Raw genomic sequence first — 14,998 nt, 5'->3', positions numbered from 1 at the left:
ATCACGGCTTGTCCTGACAGGGACGCGTGTACCCTGCATTCCCGAGGAAATATATTTAATATCAATTGGAGATATTAAATAATACTGCCGCTAAATACTTAATGATAATTTATTTCTATATATTCTAAACTCTAATTCACCAGAAAAATAAAGCGACAGATAGAAATGTTTTGCAATATTTCTACGATTTTAATTACATTTATTTTTGAACCAAAATGACATTGCGTAGAATAGTATCAATCCTGTAATGACAGAGAGTGATTACATATATTCATATTAATTATCTTTAAAGGGAATATATAATGAAAAGAAAAGTTCTGGCAATTCTCGCACCCGCATTATTAATGGCTGGCGCAGCACATGCAGCTGAAATGTATAACAAAAACGGCAATAAAGTTGATCTGTACGGTAAGATCGATGCGCGTCATACTTTCTCTGATCACCCTGGGGATGATGGCGATGAAACCTATGTACAAATTGGTTTCAAAGGCGAAACACAAATCACTAACGATGTTATTGGTTATGGCCAGTGGGAATATAAAACTTACGCCAATAATACCGAAAGTGCCGGTGATACTTCATTTAACCGTCTGGCGTACGCTGGCCTGAAATATGGCGAATACGGTTCGTTCGATTACGGTCGTAATTACGGCGTCGTGTATGATGTTGAAGCCTGGACCGATATGCTGCCCGTATTTGGGGGCGATTCTTATACCTGGACCGACAACTTCATGGTCGGCCGTGCAAACGGTGTGGCGACCTACCGTAATGCCGATTTCTTCGGCCTGGTTGAGGGGCTGAATTTTGCGCTGCAGTATCAGGGGGCAAACGAAGGTCAGGACGCAACAGAAGATCAGGAAGGGACCAAGAACGGTCATAACGACGTGCGTTTCCAGAACGGTGATGGCTTCGGTATGTCCACTAGCTATGATTTCTCCGGCGATCTGTCTGGCCTGACCTTAGGCGCGGCCTACTCCTCTTCTGACCGTACCAATGAGCAGGAAGCGAAGGGTATACAAGACAGCGCACGTTTCGCCGGCGGTAAGACTGCGGAAGTGTGGACCGTTGGCGCGAAATATGATGCCAACAGCGTTTATCTGGCGATGATGTATGCGCAAACCCGTAATATGACGCCATATGGCGATACCGGGATTGCGGATGAGACGCAGAACTTTGAAGCCGTGGCGCAATACCAGTTCGACTTCGGCCTGCGTCCGTCCCTGGCATGGGTTTACTCCAAAGGCAAGGACATGACTTATCCTGGCAATGCGGGTAACCCACAGGGCCAGCATGGCGACATGGATCTGGTTAACTATATCGACGTCGGTATGACCTACAACTTTAACAAAAACTTCTCCACCTATGTTGATTACAAAATCAACATGCTGGACAACGACGAAAGCTTCTACGAAGCAAACGGCATCTCTACAGATGACATCGTTGGCGTAGGTATGACGTACCAGTTCTAACTTCCCACTATGATAAAAGCCCGCATCGCGGGCTTTTTTTTATTCAACAGAGAAATGTTACGGAGCTTCCTGCAGTGCCAGACGAATAAAGCCGTTATTCTGCGCCAGCAGTTCATGCGCCTTCCAGGCATCCAGCCCTGTCAGCACCATCAGCACCGCTGTTTTACAGTTATGGTTGCAGCTCTCCAGCGCGGCTTTCGCCGCTGACCGGGTGCATCCCCCCGCTTCCATGACGATGGCAATTTGCCGTTCAGACCATTTGGTGTTGCTGGCGTCCAGATCCACGCGCAGGTTGCTGAACACGCGTCCGGTTCGAACCGCCAGGCCGGTGGTTATCATGGTCAGGATCATTTTTTGTGCGATCCCGGCTTTGGTATTGATATAACCCGCGATCGCGTCCGCGCCAAGCTCCGGGGCAATCACCATGCTCGCCAGCTGCGCGGCTTCACTTTGCGCGTCATCCGTAATAGCCGCGACCGGGGAACCCAACGACCACGCATGGCGCATCGCGCCCCAGACCCACGGTGTTTTGCCGCTGACGGTGACCGCCAGCATCATATCCTGTTCACCAAATTTGATGGCCTGCAGGTCGGCGACACCGCGCTCGTAGCTGCCCGCCTCCTCTCCCGCCGTTATGGCGATCACAGGCGTTTTTCCCGGGGCATACTCATCGGCTGCCTGCTGCGCGACACGGCCTGACGGGCCGGCGCCAACAATGACCAGACGTCCACCGTGACTCAGGGTCGCAGCGGCGTTATCCACCACGCGGGCGATCGTTGTTAAACATGGGGTTATTGCAGCGGAGATGAGGGCATCATCCTGGTGAATGACTTTCAGCATGTCCAGCGTGGACAATCTATCGATATTCATCGTGCTGGCGTGCCGTCTTTCCTTGACCGAACCGGTAAGCGTAATGCTCATAAACAACCTCCTTATTATGAGTACCCCTACACTATAAAGTGTTTTAGACAGGTGACCTGCGAGGAGGGTCACGAAAAGAGGACCGAATCCATGCCTTTACATGGCTTTAAGAAACGCGCGTCATCGGCGATAATTACCCCTTTCTTAATCATCGCGGAGTTTTGATGAGCGATTTGCAGCCCTTCCCCCTGACGCGCAAGCGCCCCATGAAACTGAACACCCTGGTCACGTTAATGGTGTGCGCGATTATCGGTTCTGTGCTGCTGGTGGTATTTGCGCTCTATTCCGTCCAAATCACCCGCGCCACCCGCGATGATGTTAAGGATACGGCCCTTGGTATCGCGCGAACGCTGGCCGACAGTCCCGAAATTCAACGCGGTCTGATGCAGGCTCCCCAGGCGGATATTATTCAGCCCATCGCCCAGGCGGTCACCAGGCGCAACGACCTGCTCTTCACCGTGGTCACCGACATGCGCGGTATTCGTTACTCGCACCCGAACGAAGCCCTGTTAGGTCTGCACTTTATCGGCGATGACCTGACGCCCGCGCTGGAAGGAAAGGAGCATGTCGCCGTTAACCGGGGTGCCCTCGCGGAAGCGCTTCGCGTCTTTACTCCCGTCTTTGATAGCCAGCACGAGCAGATCGGCGTGGTGGTGGTCGGCATCTCCCTTAAAAAAGTGGAAGATCAGATTGCCCGCGGGCGGCTTAACGCCGTCTGGACCATATTATTCAGTATATTGATGAGCTCGCTGGCTATCTGGGGTCTGGTTCGCGTGCTCAAACGTATCCTGTTCGGCCTTGAGCCGTATGAGATCTCGGCGCTGTTCGAACAGCGGCAGGCGATGCTGCAGTCGCTTCGCGAAGGGGTACTGGCCGTGGATATTCAGGGCCGGGTGACGATGATTAACCACACCGCCAGAGAAATATTGCTTCTGCCTTCCGGCAAACAGACCGAAAATGCCAGTGCTCCCCTGCTGGCAAGCCTGCGGGAAGTCTCGAAGAGTGGCATTGCACGCAAGGATCAGGAGATCAGCTGCAACGGGCGACTCTTGCTGTGCAACATGGTGCCTGTAAAAAGCCAGGAGCGGGTTATTGGTGCCATCACCACTTTTCGCGATAAAACGGAAATCAGCCAGCTGATGCAGCGTATTGATGGCATGGTCAATTATGTCGATGCCCTGCGCTCCCATACGCACGAGTTTATGAACAAACTGCACGTGATCCTCGGGCTGCTGCATATGAAGCGCTACGACAAACTTGAAGAGTACATCATCCAGACGGCGCATAATTATCAGACCGATATTGGTACCATTCAGAGCAAAGTTAAATCTCCGGTGATAGCCGGGTTCCTGCTGGGTAAAATCAACCGGGCTAAGGAAGCTGGGATCGCCCTGACGCTGGCCGATGAGTGCCAGATACCGGATACCGCCAACGAAGAGCAGGTTGCGGTGCTGATTACCGTGCTGGGTAACCTCATTGAAAACGCGCTCGACGCGATGGAAGGACAGCAGGAAGGCGAAATTGGCCTGCTGCTACATTATCAGAATGGCTGGCTCAGTTGCGAAGTCAGCGACGATGGCCCCGGTATTGTTCCGGCTCAGCTCGAGGCTGTTTTTACAAAGGGCTTCTCAACCAAAGGCGAAAATCGCGGCGTTGGGCTGTTCCTTGCTCGTCAGCAGATCCAGAACCTGGGCGGAGACATTACCGTCGAGTCTGAGCCTGGTGTATTTACCCAATTTTTTGTTCACATCCCCTGGGATAGCGAGAGGAATATCGCGTGATAAATGTGTTAATTGTCGATGATGACGCCATGGTGGCCGACCTCAACCGTCTGTATGTCAACCGTGTTGAAGGCTTTAGCTGCTGCGGCGTCGCCTCCACGCTCAACCAGGCCAGGGCCATCATTAACGACCCCAGCCAGCCTGTCGATCTGGTGCTGCTGGATGTCTATATGCAGCAGGATAACGGGCTGGATCTCCTTCCCGTCATACGTGCCTCAGGCCGGCCGATTGATGTCATTATGATCTCCTCCGCCGCCGATGCCGCCACCATCCAGACCTCCATCCATTACGGTGTGGTGGATTATCTGATTAAACCGTTCCAGTTCCCGCGTTTTGAAGAGGCGCTGAACGGCTGGAAGGCAAAGCACAGCCTGATGGGATCGCATCAGTACTATGAGCAGGCCGACGTCGACAGATTGATCCACGGCGGTGCGCCGGAACTGGCGGACAGTAAAAAACTGCCGAAAGGGTTAACGCCGCAAACGCTGCGTACGATTTGTCAATGGATTGATGCGCACCCGGAGACGGAGTTTTCCACCGATGATCTGGCAAACGCGGTTAATATCTCGCGCGTGTCCTGTCGCAAATACCTGATCTGGCTGGCGCAAATCAACATTCTGTTTACCAGCATTCACTACGGTGCCACCGGGCGGCCGGTGTATCGCTATCGCCTGCAGCCCGAGCAGACGGCACTGCTCAAGCAGTACTGTCAGTAACGCGGTAGCTGTTATCCAGCAAGGTAAAGCGGAAGTGGTGCGCTGAAGAGAGCACCACTTCTTTTGTTTTGGTCACGAAGATTGCTTCAATGTCGGGTCGTGCACGCAGCGCTGAACAGCCTTTACTGACGCCCATGCCGTACATCAGCGTGGTCCAGATATCACCGTCAATGGAGTTTTTCGAAATGATGGTGACGCTGTCCAGTTCGTTATCCAGCGGATAGCCGGTGCGCGGGTCAAGTATGTGGTGATAACGCCTGCCGTTCTGCTCAAAAAAGCGTTCGTAGGTACCCGATGTCACCACCGACATGTTCTCTACGGTCATCGTACCGAGCAGCGCCTCCCCGGCGAACGGTTTTTTGAGCCCCACGCTCCAGCCCCCTTCCGGTGAACCCAGCGTCTGGATATTACCGCCAAGATTAATAAGCCCCAGTTGAGCGCCCTCTTTACGCAGGTAATCGCGCACTCTGTCGGCGATATAGCCTTTGGCGATGGCCCCCAGATCAATCTCCATGCCCGCCCGGGTCAGGAACACGCTGCTGCTGGCCTCATCAAGGACCACATCCTCAGGATGGGTAATGGCGAGCAACGACGCGATTTCATCGGCAGGCGGAACGCTATCTCCCCGAAAACCGATTTTCCAGCGTTTCACCAGCGGGCCGATAGCCAGGTTAAATGCGCTGTCCTTGAGCTGGCTTGCCGCTTTCGCACAGCGGATAAGCTCAAAAACCGGGCGACTGACGGTGACAGGATGCTGACCGGCAGCATGGTTGATATCCATCACCTGCGAGCTGGCACGGTTGACGGTCAGCAGGTCTTCATACTGTTTAATCAGTCTAAAAACGCGAGAAGCGAGGGCTTCATCATGAGAGAAAAGCTTCAGGAGAATGGGCGATCCCATCAGAACGGCGGAGTAACTGTAGACGCGGTGGTCAGAAAACATGGTGCAAGCTCCCTGGTTGAAATGCCGGATACACGGTGCGTATCCGGCATACCCTTACGGCTGACTTACGCCCTTTTCGCGCGCATCGCCGCCTGATGTCCGGCAAGCGTACCAAAAATAATGATATCTGCCACCGCGTTACCCCCGATGCGGTTACCACCGTGGATACCACCGACCACTTCACCGGCCGCAAATGCCCCTGGCAGCACGTTGTGGTTGCTGTCCAGTACGCAGGTTTCGGTGTTAATGGTCACACCGCCCATGGTGTGGTGCACGCCCGGCGCAATCTGAATGGCATAGAATGGCCCTTCGTTGATCGGCGCACGCAGCGCGGTCGTACGGCCAAAATCGTCATCGTGCTGTTTTTCAACAAAGCCGTTGTAACGCTCCAGGGTCGCCAGGAAAGCGTGATAATCCATACCCAGGGCTTCAGCCAGCGCTTTAGGTGAGCTGGCGCTGGTGACAAACCCTTTGGCGATGTACTCATCTGCCGCTTTGTTTTTGGCGCGTACATGCTCATCAAAGACGATGTAAGCGTATTTCTCCGGCAGGGCGATAATTTGTGCAGAGACTTTATCGCGGGTTTCCATCTCGTTGAAGAAACGGTTCCCCTGCTGGTTCACCAGAATCGCCCCGCCACCGCGGATGGATTCGGAAATCAGGTACGAGGTTTTCTGCTCAACGGTTGGGTGGATCTGGATTTCACCCATATCGACCGTACCGGCGCCAATACGCTCCAGCAGCGCGATACCGCCCCCTGTCGCCCCTTTGTGGTTGGTGGTCACGAAACCTTCCAGGTCAGGACGGTACTTAACCACCATCTGGCTATTGGCGCTGAAACCACCGGTAGCCACAATGACGCTTTTGGTTGCTACGGTAAGGGTTTCGTTTTCTTCCGTGGTCAGACGTACGCCGGTGACTTCGCCGTTCTCGAAGAGAATATCGCTGACCGACGTATCGAGCATGACCTCGATGTTGCGTTTGTTGACGTTACGCACCAGGCCGCTAATCAGATAGCCGCCCACCGCAGAACCGTCTTTTGGACGGTGAGTACGGTCGATGCTCATCCCGCCGGTGGTGGTGATGTCGTTGAGCATAATGCCGCGGGTCGCCAGCCACTCGATCGCCTGTGGGGCATTTTCCACAAAGCGGCGCAACAGTGCCGGGTTGTTCTTGTTTTTACCGCCTTTCAGGCTTTCCTGATAGAACAGCTCTTTGCTGTCCTGAATTCCTTTCACCCGCTGGAAGCGTGTTTCCGCGGCGTTCATCCCCGCAGACGCTTTAATGGTGTTACCGCCGATGGAGGGCATTTTCTCAACAATCAGCACGCTTGCGCCTTCGTCATGCGCCTGGATTGCTGCGGCCAGACCCGCGCCACCGCTACCGACCACCACAACGTCAACGCTTCGGGTCTCGTTCGGGTCGACACCCTCTTCGGCTGCCAGCGCTTTGCTGGATTTCAGCATGGCTTTAGACACCGCTTTTTTGACCGCTTCACTCTGGCTGGTTGCACCGGTAATGGCATCCACGTGCGGGGTGTTTGCATCCAGAATACGGGTGCGGATCTCTTCGAAGCTGGTGACAAACTCAACGTCCTGGGTCGGGCCAGAAGCCAGTTCAATGTCGGCGATGCGGTCGGTCTCCAGGCTGACGTTAATCACCAGTTCGTTGCTATCGTCCCGAACATTCTCAATAAACATGCCCGGTTTAAATTTCGATTCACCCATGCTCATATCGCGGATCATCGCCTCCACCAGCGAGAAACGCCACAGCGGCTCAGGGATGCTTAGCGCTTCGCGTCGGGTGCTGTCCATAAACAGTTCCAGCGTTTCTCCCGCCGCGATGCGGTCTGTCCAGTCCGGATAGGCGATGGTCGCGCGGCCTACGGCGATAAGATCGTAGCCATGTTCCAGCGCCTCGTTCGCATCCGCGGCATTGACCACGCCACCGACGCCCATGACCGGCACCTGCGCCAGCGTGTCAGAACGCATTGCGCGGTATTTTTCGATAAGCGGGGTCGGATCCTGCGTGTCGACAATAGAAGGACGCAGGGTTGCGCCAACGGAGAAGTGCAGGTAATCCACACCGCGCGCGGCCAGCTTTTCCAGCAGGTACATGGTGTCTTCAAAGCGGATGCCCGGCTCTTCCAGCTCTTCAGGGGAGAAGCGATAGCCGATGATAAAGGCGTCATCGGCGTACTGGCGCACCATTTTATGGGTGATGTCGAGCACGGCCAGCGGGAATTTCGCGCGGTTATCGCGGCTGCCACCCCACTCGTCGTCACGCTGGTTAGAGTTTGGAGAGTAGAACTGCTGAATCAAATAGGTGTTGGCCCCATGGATTTCAACGCCATCGAAACCCGCCTGAATCGCACGGCGTACTGCTTCACCGAACTTACCGATCATCCCTTCGACTTCTTCTCCCGTCAGGGCAACCGGCGTGGCGGCGCCGTCACGCGGCGCGGCAACGGCACTTGGCCCCACCGGCGTGCGGCCACCGATCAGTTTCGGATCAACCATGCGGCCGCCGTGGTAGATCTGCAGCAGCGCTTTAGAGCCTTTGGACTTAATCGCCTCAGCGATCTTCGCCAGCCCGGCGATTTTCTCGTCGTTATCAATGCCAATCGCACCCGGGAAGGCGAGACCGAGATCGTCAACAAAGCAGCACTCAACAATAATGGTACCAATACTGCCTGAGCGGGCGCGATAGTACTCAACCAGCTCGCTGGTCACCGTACCGTCGTAATAACCGGTACAGGTCGTCATAGGGGCCATTAACAAACGGTTTTTCAGTTCGGTACCATTCGGTAATGTGAAGGGGCTTAGAATACGTTCGTTAGTGCTCATAATAGAAACTCCAAACTTTAAAATTAAGAATTCGTTATCGGGCTCAGTTTTATTTCGATTTTTTATTCCGATGTCATAATACTAATATAATGATTTTTTTAGTTTCTAAAGATATTACGTTAGTTAAAAAACTATTTAATCCCCTCAATAACATTAATAACACATTGGTGTTAGCAATATTAATTACTCTATTCACAATCCTTTAAACACTGTTAACGTATCAATGACCTTTTCACGATCCCAAGAGGCAAAAACAAACCATTAAAAACATAGAGTTATATGGAAATGATTATTTGAAATGTTAACAACATTGAGTAAAATCCATATCAAAATAAATAATACCCACATACGCCAGAGTGGTTATTATCAACTGGACAAAAACACCACCGCCACTCTATTTTTTTGATCGCGATCAATCATCGAGACAGTCAAAGGCGCAATATATAAATATCATCAATTTTTAATTTAGCGCATCAAAAATGCGTTAAATCGCTATTACTGAAATAGCAAATGCGCACCTTTAGTAACTAAATAAAATAAAAACAAACTAAAGAAAGCAAATGAATATTTCAGCGCATAACCGAATTCCTGACAACTTAAGACGCGAAACTATGAATACAAAAACTGCTGTAACGCCCCCTGTGGCGAGTCAAGCATCCAACGGAAAGGCAAAACGTCTGCTAATGATGGCATTGCCCATTGTCGTTGCCGTGCTGTTACTGTTTGTTCCGGTCCCGGAAGGGCTTCCTCCTTACGCGTGGCACTACTTCGCTATCTTTGTCGGCGTGATTGTCGGTTTAATCTTCGAACCGCTGCCAGGCGCGGTCATTGGCCTGACCGGCGTCGTGGCAATTGCGCTCTGCAGCCAGTGGGTGTTGTTCAGCCCGGAACAATTGGCCGACCCGAAATTCAAACTGGCGGGTGCCTCCTTTAAATGGGCCGTGAGCGGTTTTGGTAACTCTACCGTATGGCTGATTTTCGGTGCCTTCATGTTTGCCGCAGGCTATGACAAAACCCGCTTCGGCCGCCGTCTGGCGCTGATTCTGGTGAAATATCTGGGTCGTCGCAGCCTGACGCTCGGTTACGCTATCACCTTCGCGGACCTGCTGCTGGCACCGTTTACACCTTCCAACACCGCGCGTAGCGGCGGGACCATCTATCCGATTATCGCTAACCTGCCGCCGCTGTATGGTTCAAAACCGAACGATCCAAGCGCGCGTAAAATTGGCTCTTACCTGATGTGGGTGGCGATCACCGCGGCCTGTATTACCAGCTCAATGTTCCTGTCTGCCCTCGCACCGAACCTGCTGGCGCTGGCGCTGGTGAAAAGCACCGTGGGGATCGACATCTCCTGGGGCACCTGGTTTATCGCATTCCTGCCGCTGGGCGTGCTGCTGATTCTGACCATGCCGCTGCTGGCCTACTGGTTCTACCCGCCTGAAGTTAAAGTGAACAACGAAGTGCCACTGTGGGCGACCCGTGAACTGGAAAAACTGGGCAAACTGTCCCGTAACGAAATCCTGCTGCTGATTTTCGTCTGCTGCGCGCTGCTGATGTGGATTTTCGCCGCCGCGTGGATTGAACCGGCGATGGCTGCATTGTTAATCGTGGGTCTGATGCTGTGGACCGGGGTGCTGGAGTGGAACGATATCACCGGGAATAAAGCCGCCTGGAACACCTTCGTCTGGTTCGCCACCCTGGTTGCGCTGGCGGATGGCCTCTCCTCCACGGGCTTCATTAGCTGGCTGGGTAAAGAAGGCGGTCTGCTGATGAGCGGTATCTCGCCGGGTGTTGCCACCATCGTACTGCTGCTGGCGTTCTACCTGCTGCACTACCTGTTTGCCAGCACCACCGCACACACCACGGCGCTGCTGCCAGCGATGCTGACCATCGCCTCTACCATTCCTGGCATGAATATGGAGGTGTTCGTCCTGCTGATGGTGACCTCCCTGGGTGTCATGGGGATTATCACCCCTTACGGTACCGGCCCTAGCCCTATCTACTACGGTAGCGGCTACCTGCCAACCAAAGACTACTGGCGCCTCGGCACCATCTTTGGTGCCATCTTCCTGGCGGCCCTGCTGCTGATTGGTTATCCGTGGATGTCCATGATGTTCTGATCCCTGACCGCCGGGCTACCTCTCCGGCGGTTTTATTTTTTTGGAGCAATACGCTATGTCAAACAAACCGTTTTACTACCAGAACCCCTTCCCTCTCGCACACGACGATACCGAATACTATCTGCTGACCAAAGAACACGTCTCTGTTGCCGAATTTGAGGGTCAGGAGATCCTGAAAGTGGAACCCGAAGCGCTGACGCTGCTGGCACAGCAGGCCTTCCACGACGCCGCCTTTATGCTGCGCCCTTCGCATCAGAAACAGGTTGCCGCTATTCTTAACGACCCACAAGCCAGCGAAAATGATAAATACGTTGCCCTGCAGTTCCTGCGCAACTCTGAAATTGCGGCCAAAGGCGTGCTGCCCACCTGCCAGGATACCGGCACGGCGATCATCATGGGTAAAAAAGGCCAGCGCGTCTGGACCGGTGGCGGTGACGAAGCCGCGCTGAGTCAGGGTGTCTATAACACCTACATCGAAGATAACCTGCGTTATTCCCAGAATGCCGCGCTGGATATGTATAAAGAGGTCAATACCGGCACTAACCTGCCTGCGCAGATCGATCTCTACAGCGTCGACGGGGACGAATATAAATTCCTGTGCATGGCAAAAGGCGGCGGTTCCGCGAATAAAACCTATCTCTATCAGGAAACCAAAGCGCTGATTACCCCGGCGAAGCTGAAAAACTATCTGGTTGAGAAAATGCGTACCCTGGGTACCGCGGCCTGCCCGCCTTACCATATTGCCTTCGTGATTGGGGGAACCTCGGCTGAAGCGACGCTGAAAACCGTTAAGCTCGCCTCAACGCGCTATTACGACGCGCTGCCCACCGAAGGTAACGAACACGGTCAGGCGTTCCGTGATGTTCAGCTCGAACAGGAACTGCTTCAGGAAGCACAGAACCTCGGCCTGGGCGCACAGTTTGGCGGGAAATACTTCGCCCATGATATTCGCGTGATCCGTCTGCCGCGCCACGGTGCCTCCTGCCCCATTGGCATGGGCGTCTCCTGCTCCGCTGACCGCAACATCAAAGCCAAAATCAACCGCGACGGTATCTGGATTGAAAAACTGGAGCACAATCCGGGCCAGTATATTCCTGAATCCCTGCGTCAACAGGGTGAAGGCGACGTGGTCAGCATCAATCTGAATAAGCCGATGAAGGAGATCCTGGCCCAGCTTTCTGCTCATCCGGTCTCTACCCGCCTGTCGCTGAACGGCACCATCATCGTGGCGCGCGATATTGCCCACGCGAAGCTGAAAGAGCTGCTCGACAACGGTGAAGAACTGCCGCAGTACGTCAAAGACCATCCAATCTACTACGCAGGCCCGGCCAAGACTCCGGAAGGCTATGCATCAGGCTCTCTCGGCCCAACCACGGCAGGACGGATGGATTCGTACGTCGACCTGCTGCAGTCTCACGGTGCGAGCATGATCATGCTGGCGAAAGGCAACCGTAGCCAGCAGGTGACCGATGCCTGTCATAAGCACGGCGGTTTCTACCTCGGCAGCATCGGCGGCCCGGCGGCGGTACTGGCACAAAACAGCATCAAGCGTCTGGAGTGCGTGGCCTATCCTGAACTGGGTATGGAAGCCATCTGGAAAATCGAAGTGGAAAACTTCCCGGCGTTTATCCTGGTGGATGACAAGGGTAACGACTTCTTCCAGCAGATCCAGAATCAGCAGTGCAATGGGTGTTCACAGCGCTGAGTTTTTCCACAACGCCGGTAACAGCGACAGCATTTCAGCGATCCTCTCTCGCTTGTCGCTTCCCGGCTTCCAGATGGTCACCATCGTCTGACTTATCCCCTGGCTGCCCACTTCGGTGTGCAGCCTTTTTACCTTTTTCCACCCGGTCGGCTGGAAATGCGTCGGTAAAAATCCCCAGCCGCATCCCTGCTCCAGCAGGCCCCGCAACATCTCCAGCTCGTTGGTGAAAAGGGTGTGCCCCGAAATTTGCAGACGACGCGCCACCGGCTCATCCGAGGCGGCGTGCATAATCACCTGCGGCACCAGCGACAACTCAAGCAGCGACAGCGGCTGCGTGGCTTCGGCGAACAGCGTGTTGCAGGCGTAGAAATCCATATCGATCGCCCCGAGCGCCCGCCACTCCATTTCATTACCCACACTGCGATTACGTGCCTGGCAAATGCCCAGATCCGCCTGCCCGCTGGCCAGCATCGCTTCCGCCTCATCCCGGGAGGCGCTGACCAGGCTCAGACGTAAATGTCGCTTCGCCATCTCGCCAATCAGCGCCTGCAAAAATGGCCTCGAGGTAAAGGGATCGTAAACCAGCGTGATGTCCTGCGTAGCACGCTCCGGTACCGCGCTGGCAAATGCCTCAAAGGCTTTCACCTGGCGCATCAGCAGGTGCGCCTGCCGCTGCAGTTGCTCGCCCTCAGGGGTCAGACGCAGCGTGCGTCCTTCACGCACAAACAGCCTGTACCCTAATCCATCTTCGAGAAAATCAATCAGGTCGCGCAGCGTCGTACGATCTTTCCCGAGCTTCATCGCCGCTTTTGCCAGGCCACCGTATTCCACCACGGCGGTAAACGCTTCCAGTTGGGCAAAGGAATAAATTACCGTCGTCACGCCACTCTCCATTCAGTTTTCGGGGGGAATTTCCCCCATTACGCGTTTTTTATTATAAGTCGCGGGTTCTTAAACTGAAGGCGTTCCTATTCACAGCGAGAAAAATGATGAATTATCCTTCACTGAACCGCACGCTGCTGGCGGGCGTTGTAATTAGCCTGTGCAGCGGTCTGTTTGCGCCTGTCGCGCTGGCGGCCTGCGACGGTACTGACCTGAACACCTGCCCTGCTCCGTTCGACAAACAGCTTCCTGACACGCACAAGATGCTCACCTGGAGCCAGGCGGATCGCGTGGTCGGCTTTCGAAATGACTACCGCAACTACGCGGGAGATGTGTTCCATCACGGCAACGCCACGCCGCTGCCCAGCGCAGAGAAACCGCTCACTGACGCCCGCTATCAGGTCAACGGCAAGACCTATAACCTGCAGGACTACCTGAAACGTCAGAACGTGAGCGGCATGCTGGTACTGAAAGACGGCAAAATCGCGTGGAAATATCTCGGCGAAGGCAATACGGATACGACGCTCTGGACCTCCCGTTCGGTCGGGAAATCCGTGGTCTCAACGCTGGTTGGCGTGGCTCTCAAAGAGGGAAAAATTCGCTCACTCGACGACCTGGTCACGCAATACGAGCCAGACCTGAAAGGCACCGCCTGGGACGGTGTGACGTTAAAACAGCTGATCACCCACACCTCCGGCGTGGCATGGAACGAAGACTACACCAATCCCGCCTCCGATTTCGCACAGCTCACCGAGTGCGAAGCGAAACCAGGCACCTATGACTGCGTGCGTAAGCTGGTGTCCGGGCTGAAACGCGAACACCCGGCAGGCCAGCACTGGTCTTACTCCTCCGGTGGCGCCTGGCTGTTGGGTGACGTGCTTGAGCGTGCAACGGGCATGACCCTGGCCGCCTATCTTGAGAAGAGCATCTGGCAGCCGTACGGCATGGCGAGCGACGGTGTATGGCATGCCTACCGTAAAGGTCAGCATGATGTCGGCGCGCATGGCTTTAACGCCACGCTGGAAGACTGGGGACGCTTCGGGGAGTTTATCCTGCATAACGGCACACTATCGAATGGCAAACAGATCCTGCCTGACAACTGGGTGAAAGACGCCTCACGCTGGACGCAGGCTGATGGCTCTGTCTCTGACGCACACCCGACCGGCTTGTACGGCTATCAGTGGTGGAACAACGAAGTGCCCGTCACGGCCACGAAGGTGGTGCCCGCGGCGAATGAGTCGCTGAAAGGCTCGCTCTGGGCGCTGGGGATCTTTGGGCAGATGATCATGGTAAACCAGGCGGAAAATCTGGTGATCGTTCAGTGGTCCACCTGGCCGCAGGCCGAACCGTCGTTTAGCGCTCAGCCGCTGGAAGCCTCACTGATGTTCAGTGCGATTGCCAACGCGTTGCGGTAAGTCATCGTTAACAGCCAGGCATCGCCTGGCTTTTGTATTCGCTGCAAACAAGGGTGCCTCTGCGCGATGTCACAAAACGGCAATATCAGTGACTTACCCAAACTGGTGAATAAAAAATCAATTAATTGTTAAGTTGTTGTTACGACAATCACTCCCGATCGACCACGCGCTATTGATGCGTTAAATGCATCAGTCCATGT

The 14,998-nt window shown here is 54.3% G+C and carries 10 protein-coding genes; 6 read left to right on the top strand and 4 right to left on the bottom strand.

All coding sequences use genetic code 11. The features are described 5' to 3' along the window. The first annotated feature begins 302 nt into the window (after positions 1–302). Positions 303–1,469: a porin OmpC gene (gene ompC / locus ACMVME_RS08490; protein ID WP_068794768.1), complete on the top strand. Its 1,167-nt coding sequence runs from the start codon at positions 303–305 to the stop codon at positions 1,467–1,469. A gap of 57 nt (positions 1,470–1,526) precedes the next feature. Here ompC and ACMVME_RS08485 read toward each other — a convergent pair whose 3' ends face one another. Further along, positions 1,527–2,390, bottom strand: coding sequence for an N-acetylmuramic acid 6-phosphate etherase (locus ACMVME_RS08485; protein ID WP_020883324.1), 864 nt, complete (start codon positions 2,388–2,390; stop codon positions 1,527–1,529). A 164-nt stretch (positions 2,391–2,554) separates the two neighbouring features. Here ACMVME_RS08485 and ACMVME_RS08480 point away from each other — a divergent pair, with 164 nt between their 5' ends. Continuing rightward, positions 2,555–4,171, top strand: coding sequence for a sensor histidine kinase (locus tag ACMVME_RS08480; protein ID WP_068794769.1), 1,617 nt, complete (start codon positions 2,555–2,557; stop codon positions 4,169–4,171). Continuing rightward, the gene (gene dcuR / locus ACMVME_RS08475; protein ID WP_014170753.1) at positions 4,168–4,887 is read left to right on the top strand and encodes a two-component system response regulator DcuR; all 720 of its coding nucleotides are present in this window, start codon (positions 4,168–4,170) and stop codon (positions 4,885–4,887) included. Before ACMVME_RS08480 ends, dcuR begins: the two co-directional genes overlap by 4 nt. Here the strand turns inward: dcuR and ACMVME_RS08470 are convergent. Beyond that, positions 4,868–5,830, bottom strand: a complete 963-nt coding sequence (locus tag ACMVME_RS08470; protein ID WP_068794770.1) for an FAD:protein FMN transferase — start codon at positions 5,828–5,830, stop codon at positions 4,868–4,870. The two genes, dcuR and ACMVME_RS08470, sit on opposite strands and share 20 nt — an antisense overlap. A 65-nt stretch (positions 5,831–5,895) precedes the next feature. Beyond that, the gene (locus ACMVME_RS08465; protein ID WP_059306560.1) at positions 5,896–8,676 is read right to left on the bottom strand and encodes a flavocytochrome c; all 2,781 of its coding nucleotides are present in this window, start codon (positions 8,674–8,676) and stop codon (positions 5,896–5,898) included. Positions 8,677–9,287: 611 nt separating this feature from the next. On the opposite strand from ACMVME_RS08465, the gene ACMVME_RS08460 reads away from it, so the two are divergent. Then, complete coding sequence (locus tag ACMVME_RS08460; protein ID WP_072126457.1) at positions 9,288–10,796, top strand: anion permease; 1,509 nt, start codon at positions 9,288–9,290, stop codon at positions 10,794–10,796. Between the two features lie 55 nt (positions 10,797–10,851). Beyond that, entirely contained in the window at positions 10,852–12,501 is a 1,650-nt protein-coding gene (gene fumA, locus ACMVME_RS08455; RefSeq protein WP_025203790.1) for a class I fumarate hydratase FumA, read from the top strand. Here the strand turns inward: fumA and ACMVME_RS08450 are convergent. Next, positions 12,490–13,395 (bottom strand): LysR family transcriptional regulator, encoded by a 906-nt coding sequence (locus ACMVME_RS08450; protein WP_044866315.1) that lies wholly within the window; start codon positions 13,393–13,395, stop codon positions 12,490–12,492. The two genes, fumA and ACMVME_RS08450, sit on opposite strands and share 12 nt — an antisense overlap. A gap of 95 nt (positions 13,396–13,490) precedes the next feature. On the opposite strand from ACMVME_RS08450, the gene ACMVME_RS08445 reads away from it, so the two are divergent. Further along, entirely contained in the window at positions 13,491–14,798 is a 1,308-nt protein-coding gene (locus ACMVME_RS08445) for a serine hydrolase domain-containing protein (protein WP_044866324.1), read from the top strand. The last annotated feature ends 200 nt before the right edge of the window (positions 14,799–14,998 follow it).

It is taken from the genome of Enterobacter cloacae complex sp. 2024EL-00711 (assembly GCF_047529885.1).
Taxonomy (GTDB): Bacteria; Pseudomonadota; Gammaproteobacteria; order Enterobacterales; family Enterobacteriaceae; genus Enterobacter; species Enterobacter ludwigii.
The sequence above is the reverse complement of the archived record's forward strand: the minus strand, read 5'-3'. Positions and strand labels throughout refer to the sequence as shown.

Coding starts and splice junctions, on each gene's coding strand:
- ACMVME_RS08470 (WP_068794770.1), bottom strand. CDS start 5,830: ATGTTTTCTGACCACCGCGTCTACAGTTACTCCGCCGTTCTGATGGGA.
- ACMVME_RS08485 (WP_020883324.1), bottom strand. CDS start 2,390: ATGAGCATTACGCTTACCGGTTCGGTCAAGGAAAGACGGCACGCCAGC.
- ompC (WP_068794768.1), top strand. CDS start 303: ATGAAAAGAAAAGTTCTGGCAATTCTCGCACCCGCATTATTAATGGCT.
- ACMVME_RS08450 (WP_044866315.1), bottom strand. CDS start 13,395: ATGGAGAGTGGCGTGACGACGGTAATTTATTCCTTTGCCCAACTGGAA.
- ACMVME_RS08460 (WP_072126457.1), top strand. CDS start 9,288: ATGAATACAAAAACTGCTGTAACGCCCCCTGTGGCGAGTCAAGCATCC.
- ACMVME_RS08445 (WP_044866324.1), top strand. CDS start 13,491: ATGAATTATCCTTCACTGAACCGCACGCTGCTGGCGGGCGTTGTAATT.
- ACMVME_RS08465 (WP_059306560.1), bottom strand. CDS start 8,676: ATGAGCACTAACGAACGTATTCTAAGCCCCTTCACATTACCGAATGGT.
- ACMVME_RS08480 (WP_068794769.1), top strand. CDS start 2,555: ATGAGCGATTTGCAGCCCTTCCCCCTGACGCGCAAGCGCCCCATGAAA.
- fumA (WP_025203790.1), top strand. CDS start 10,852: ATGTCAAACAAACCGTTTTACTACCAGAACCCCTTCCCTCTCGCACAC.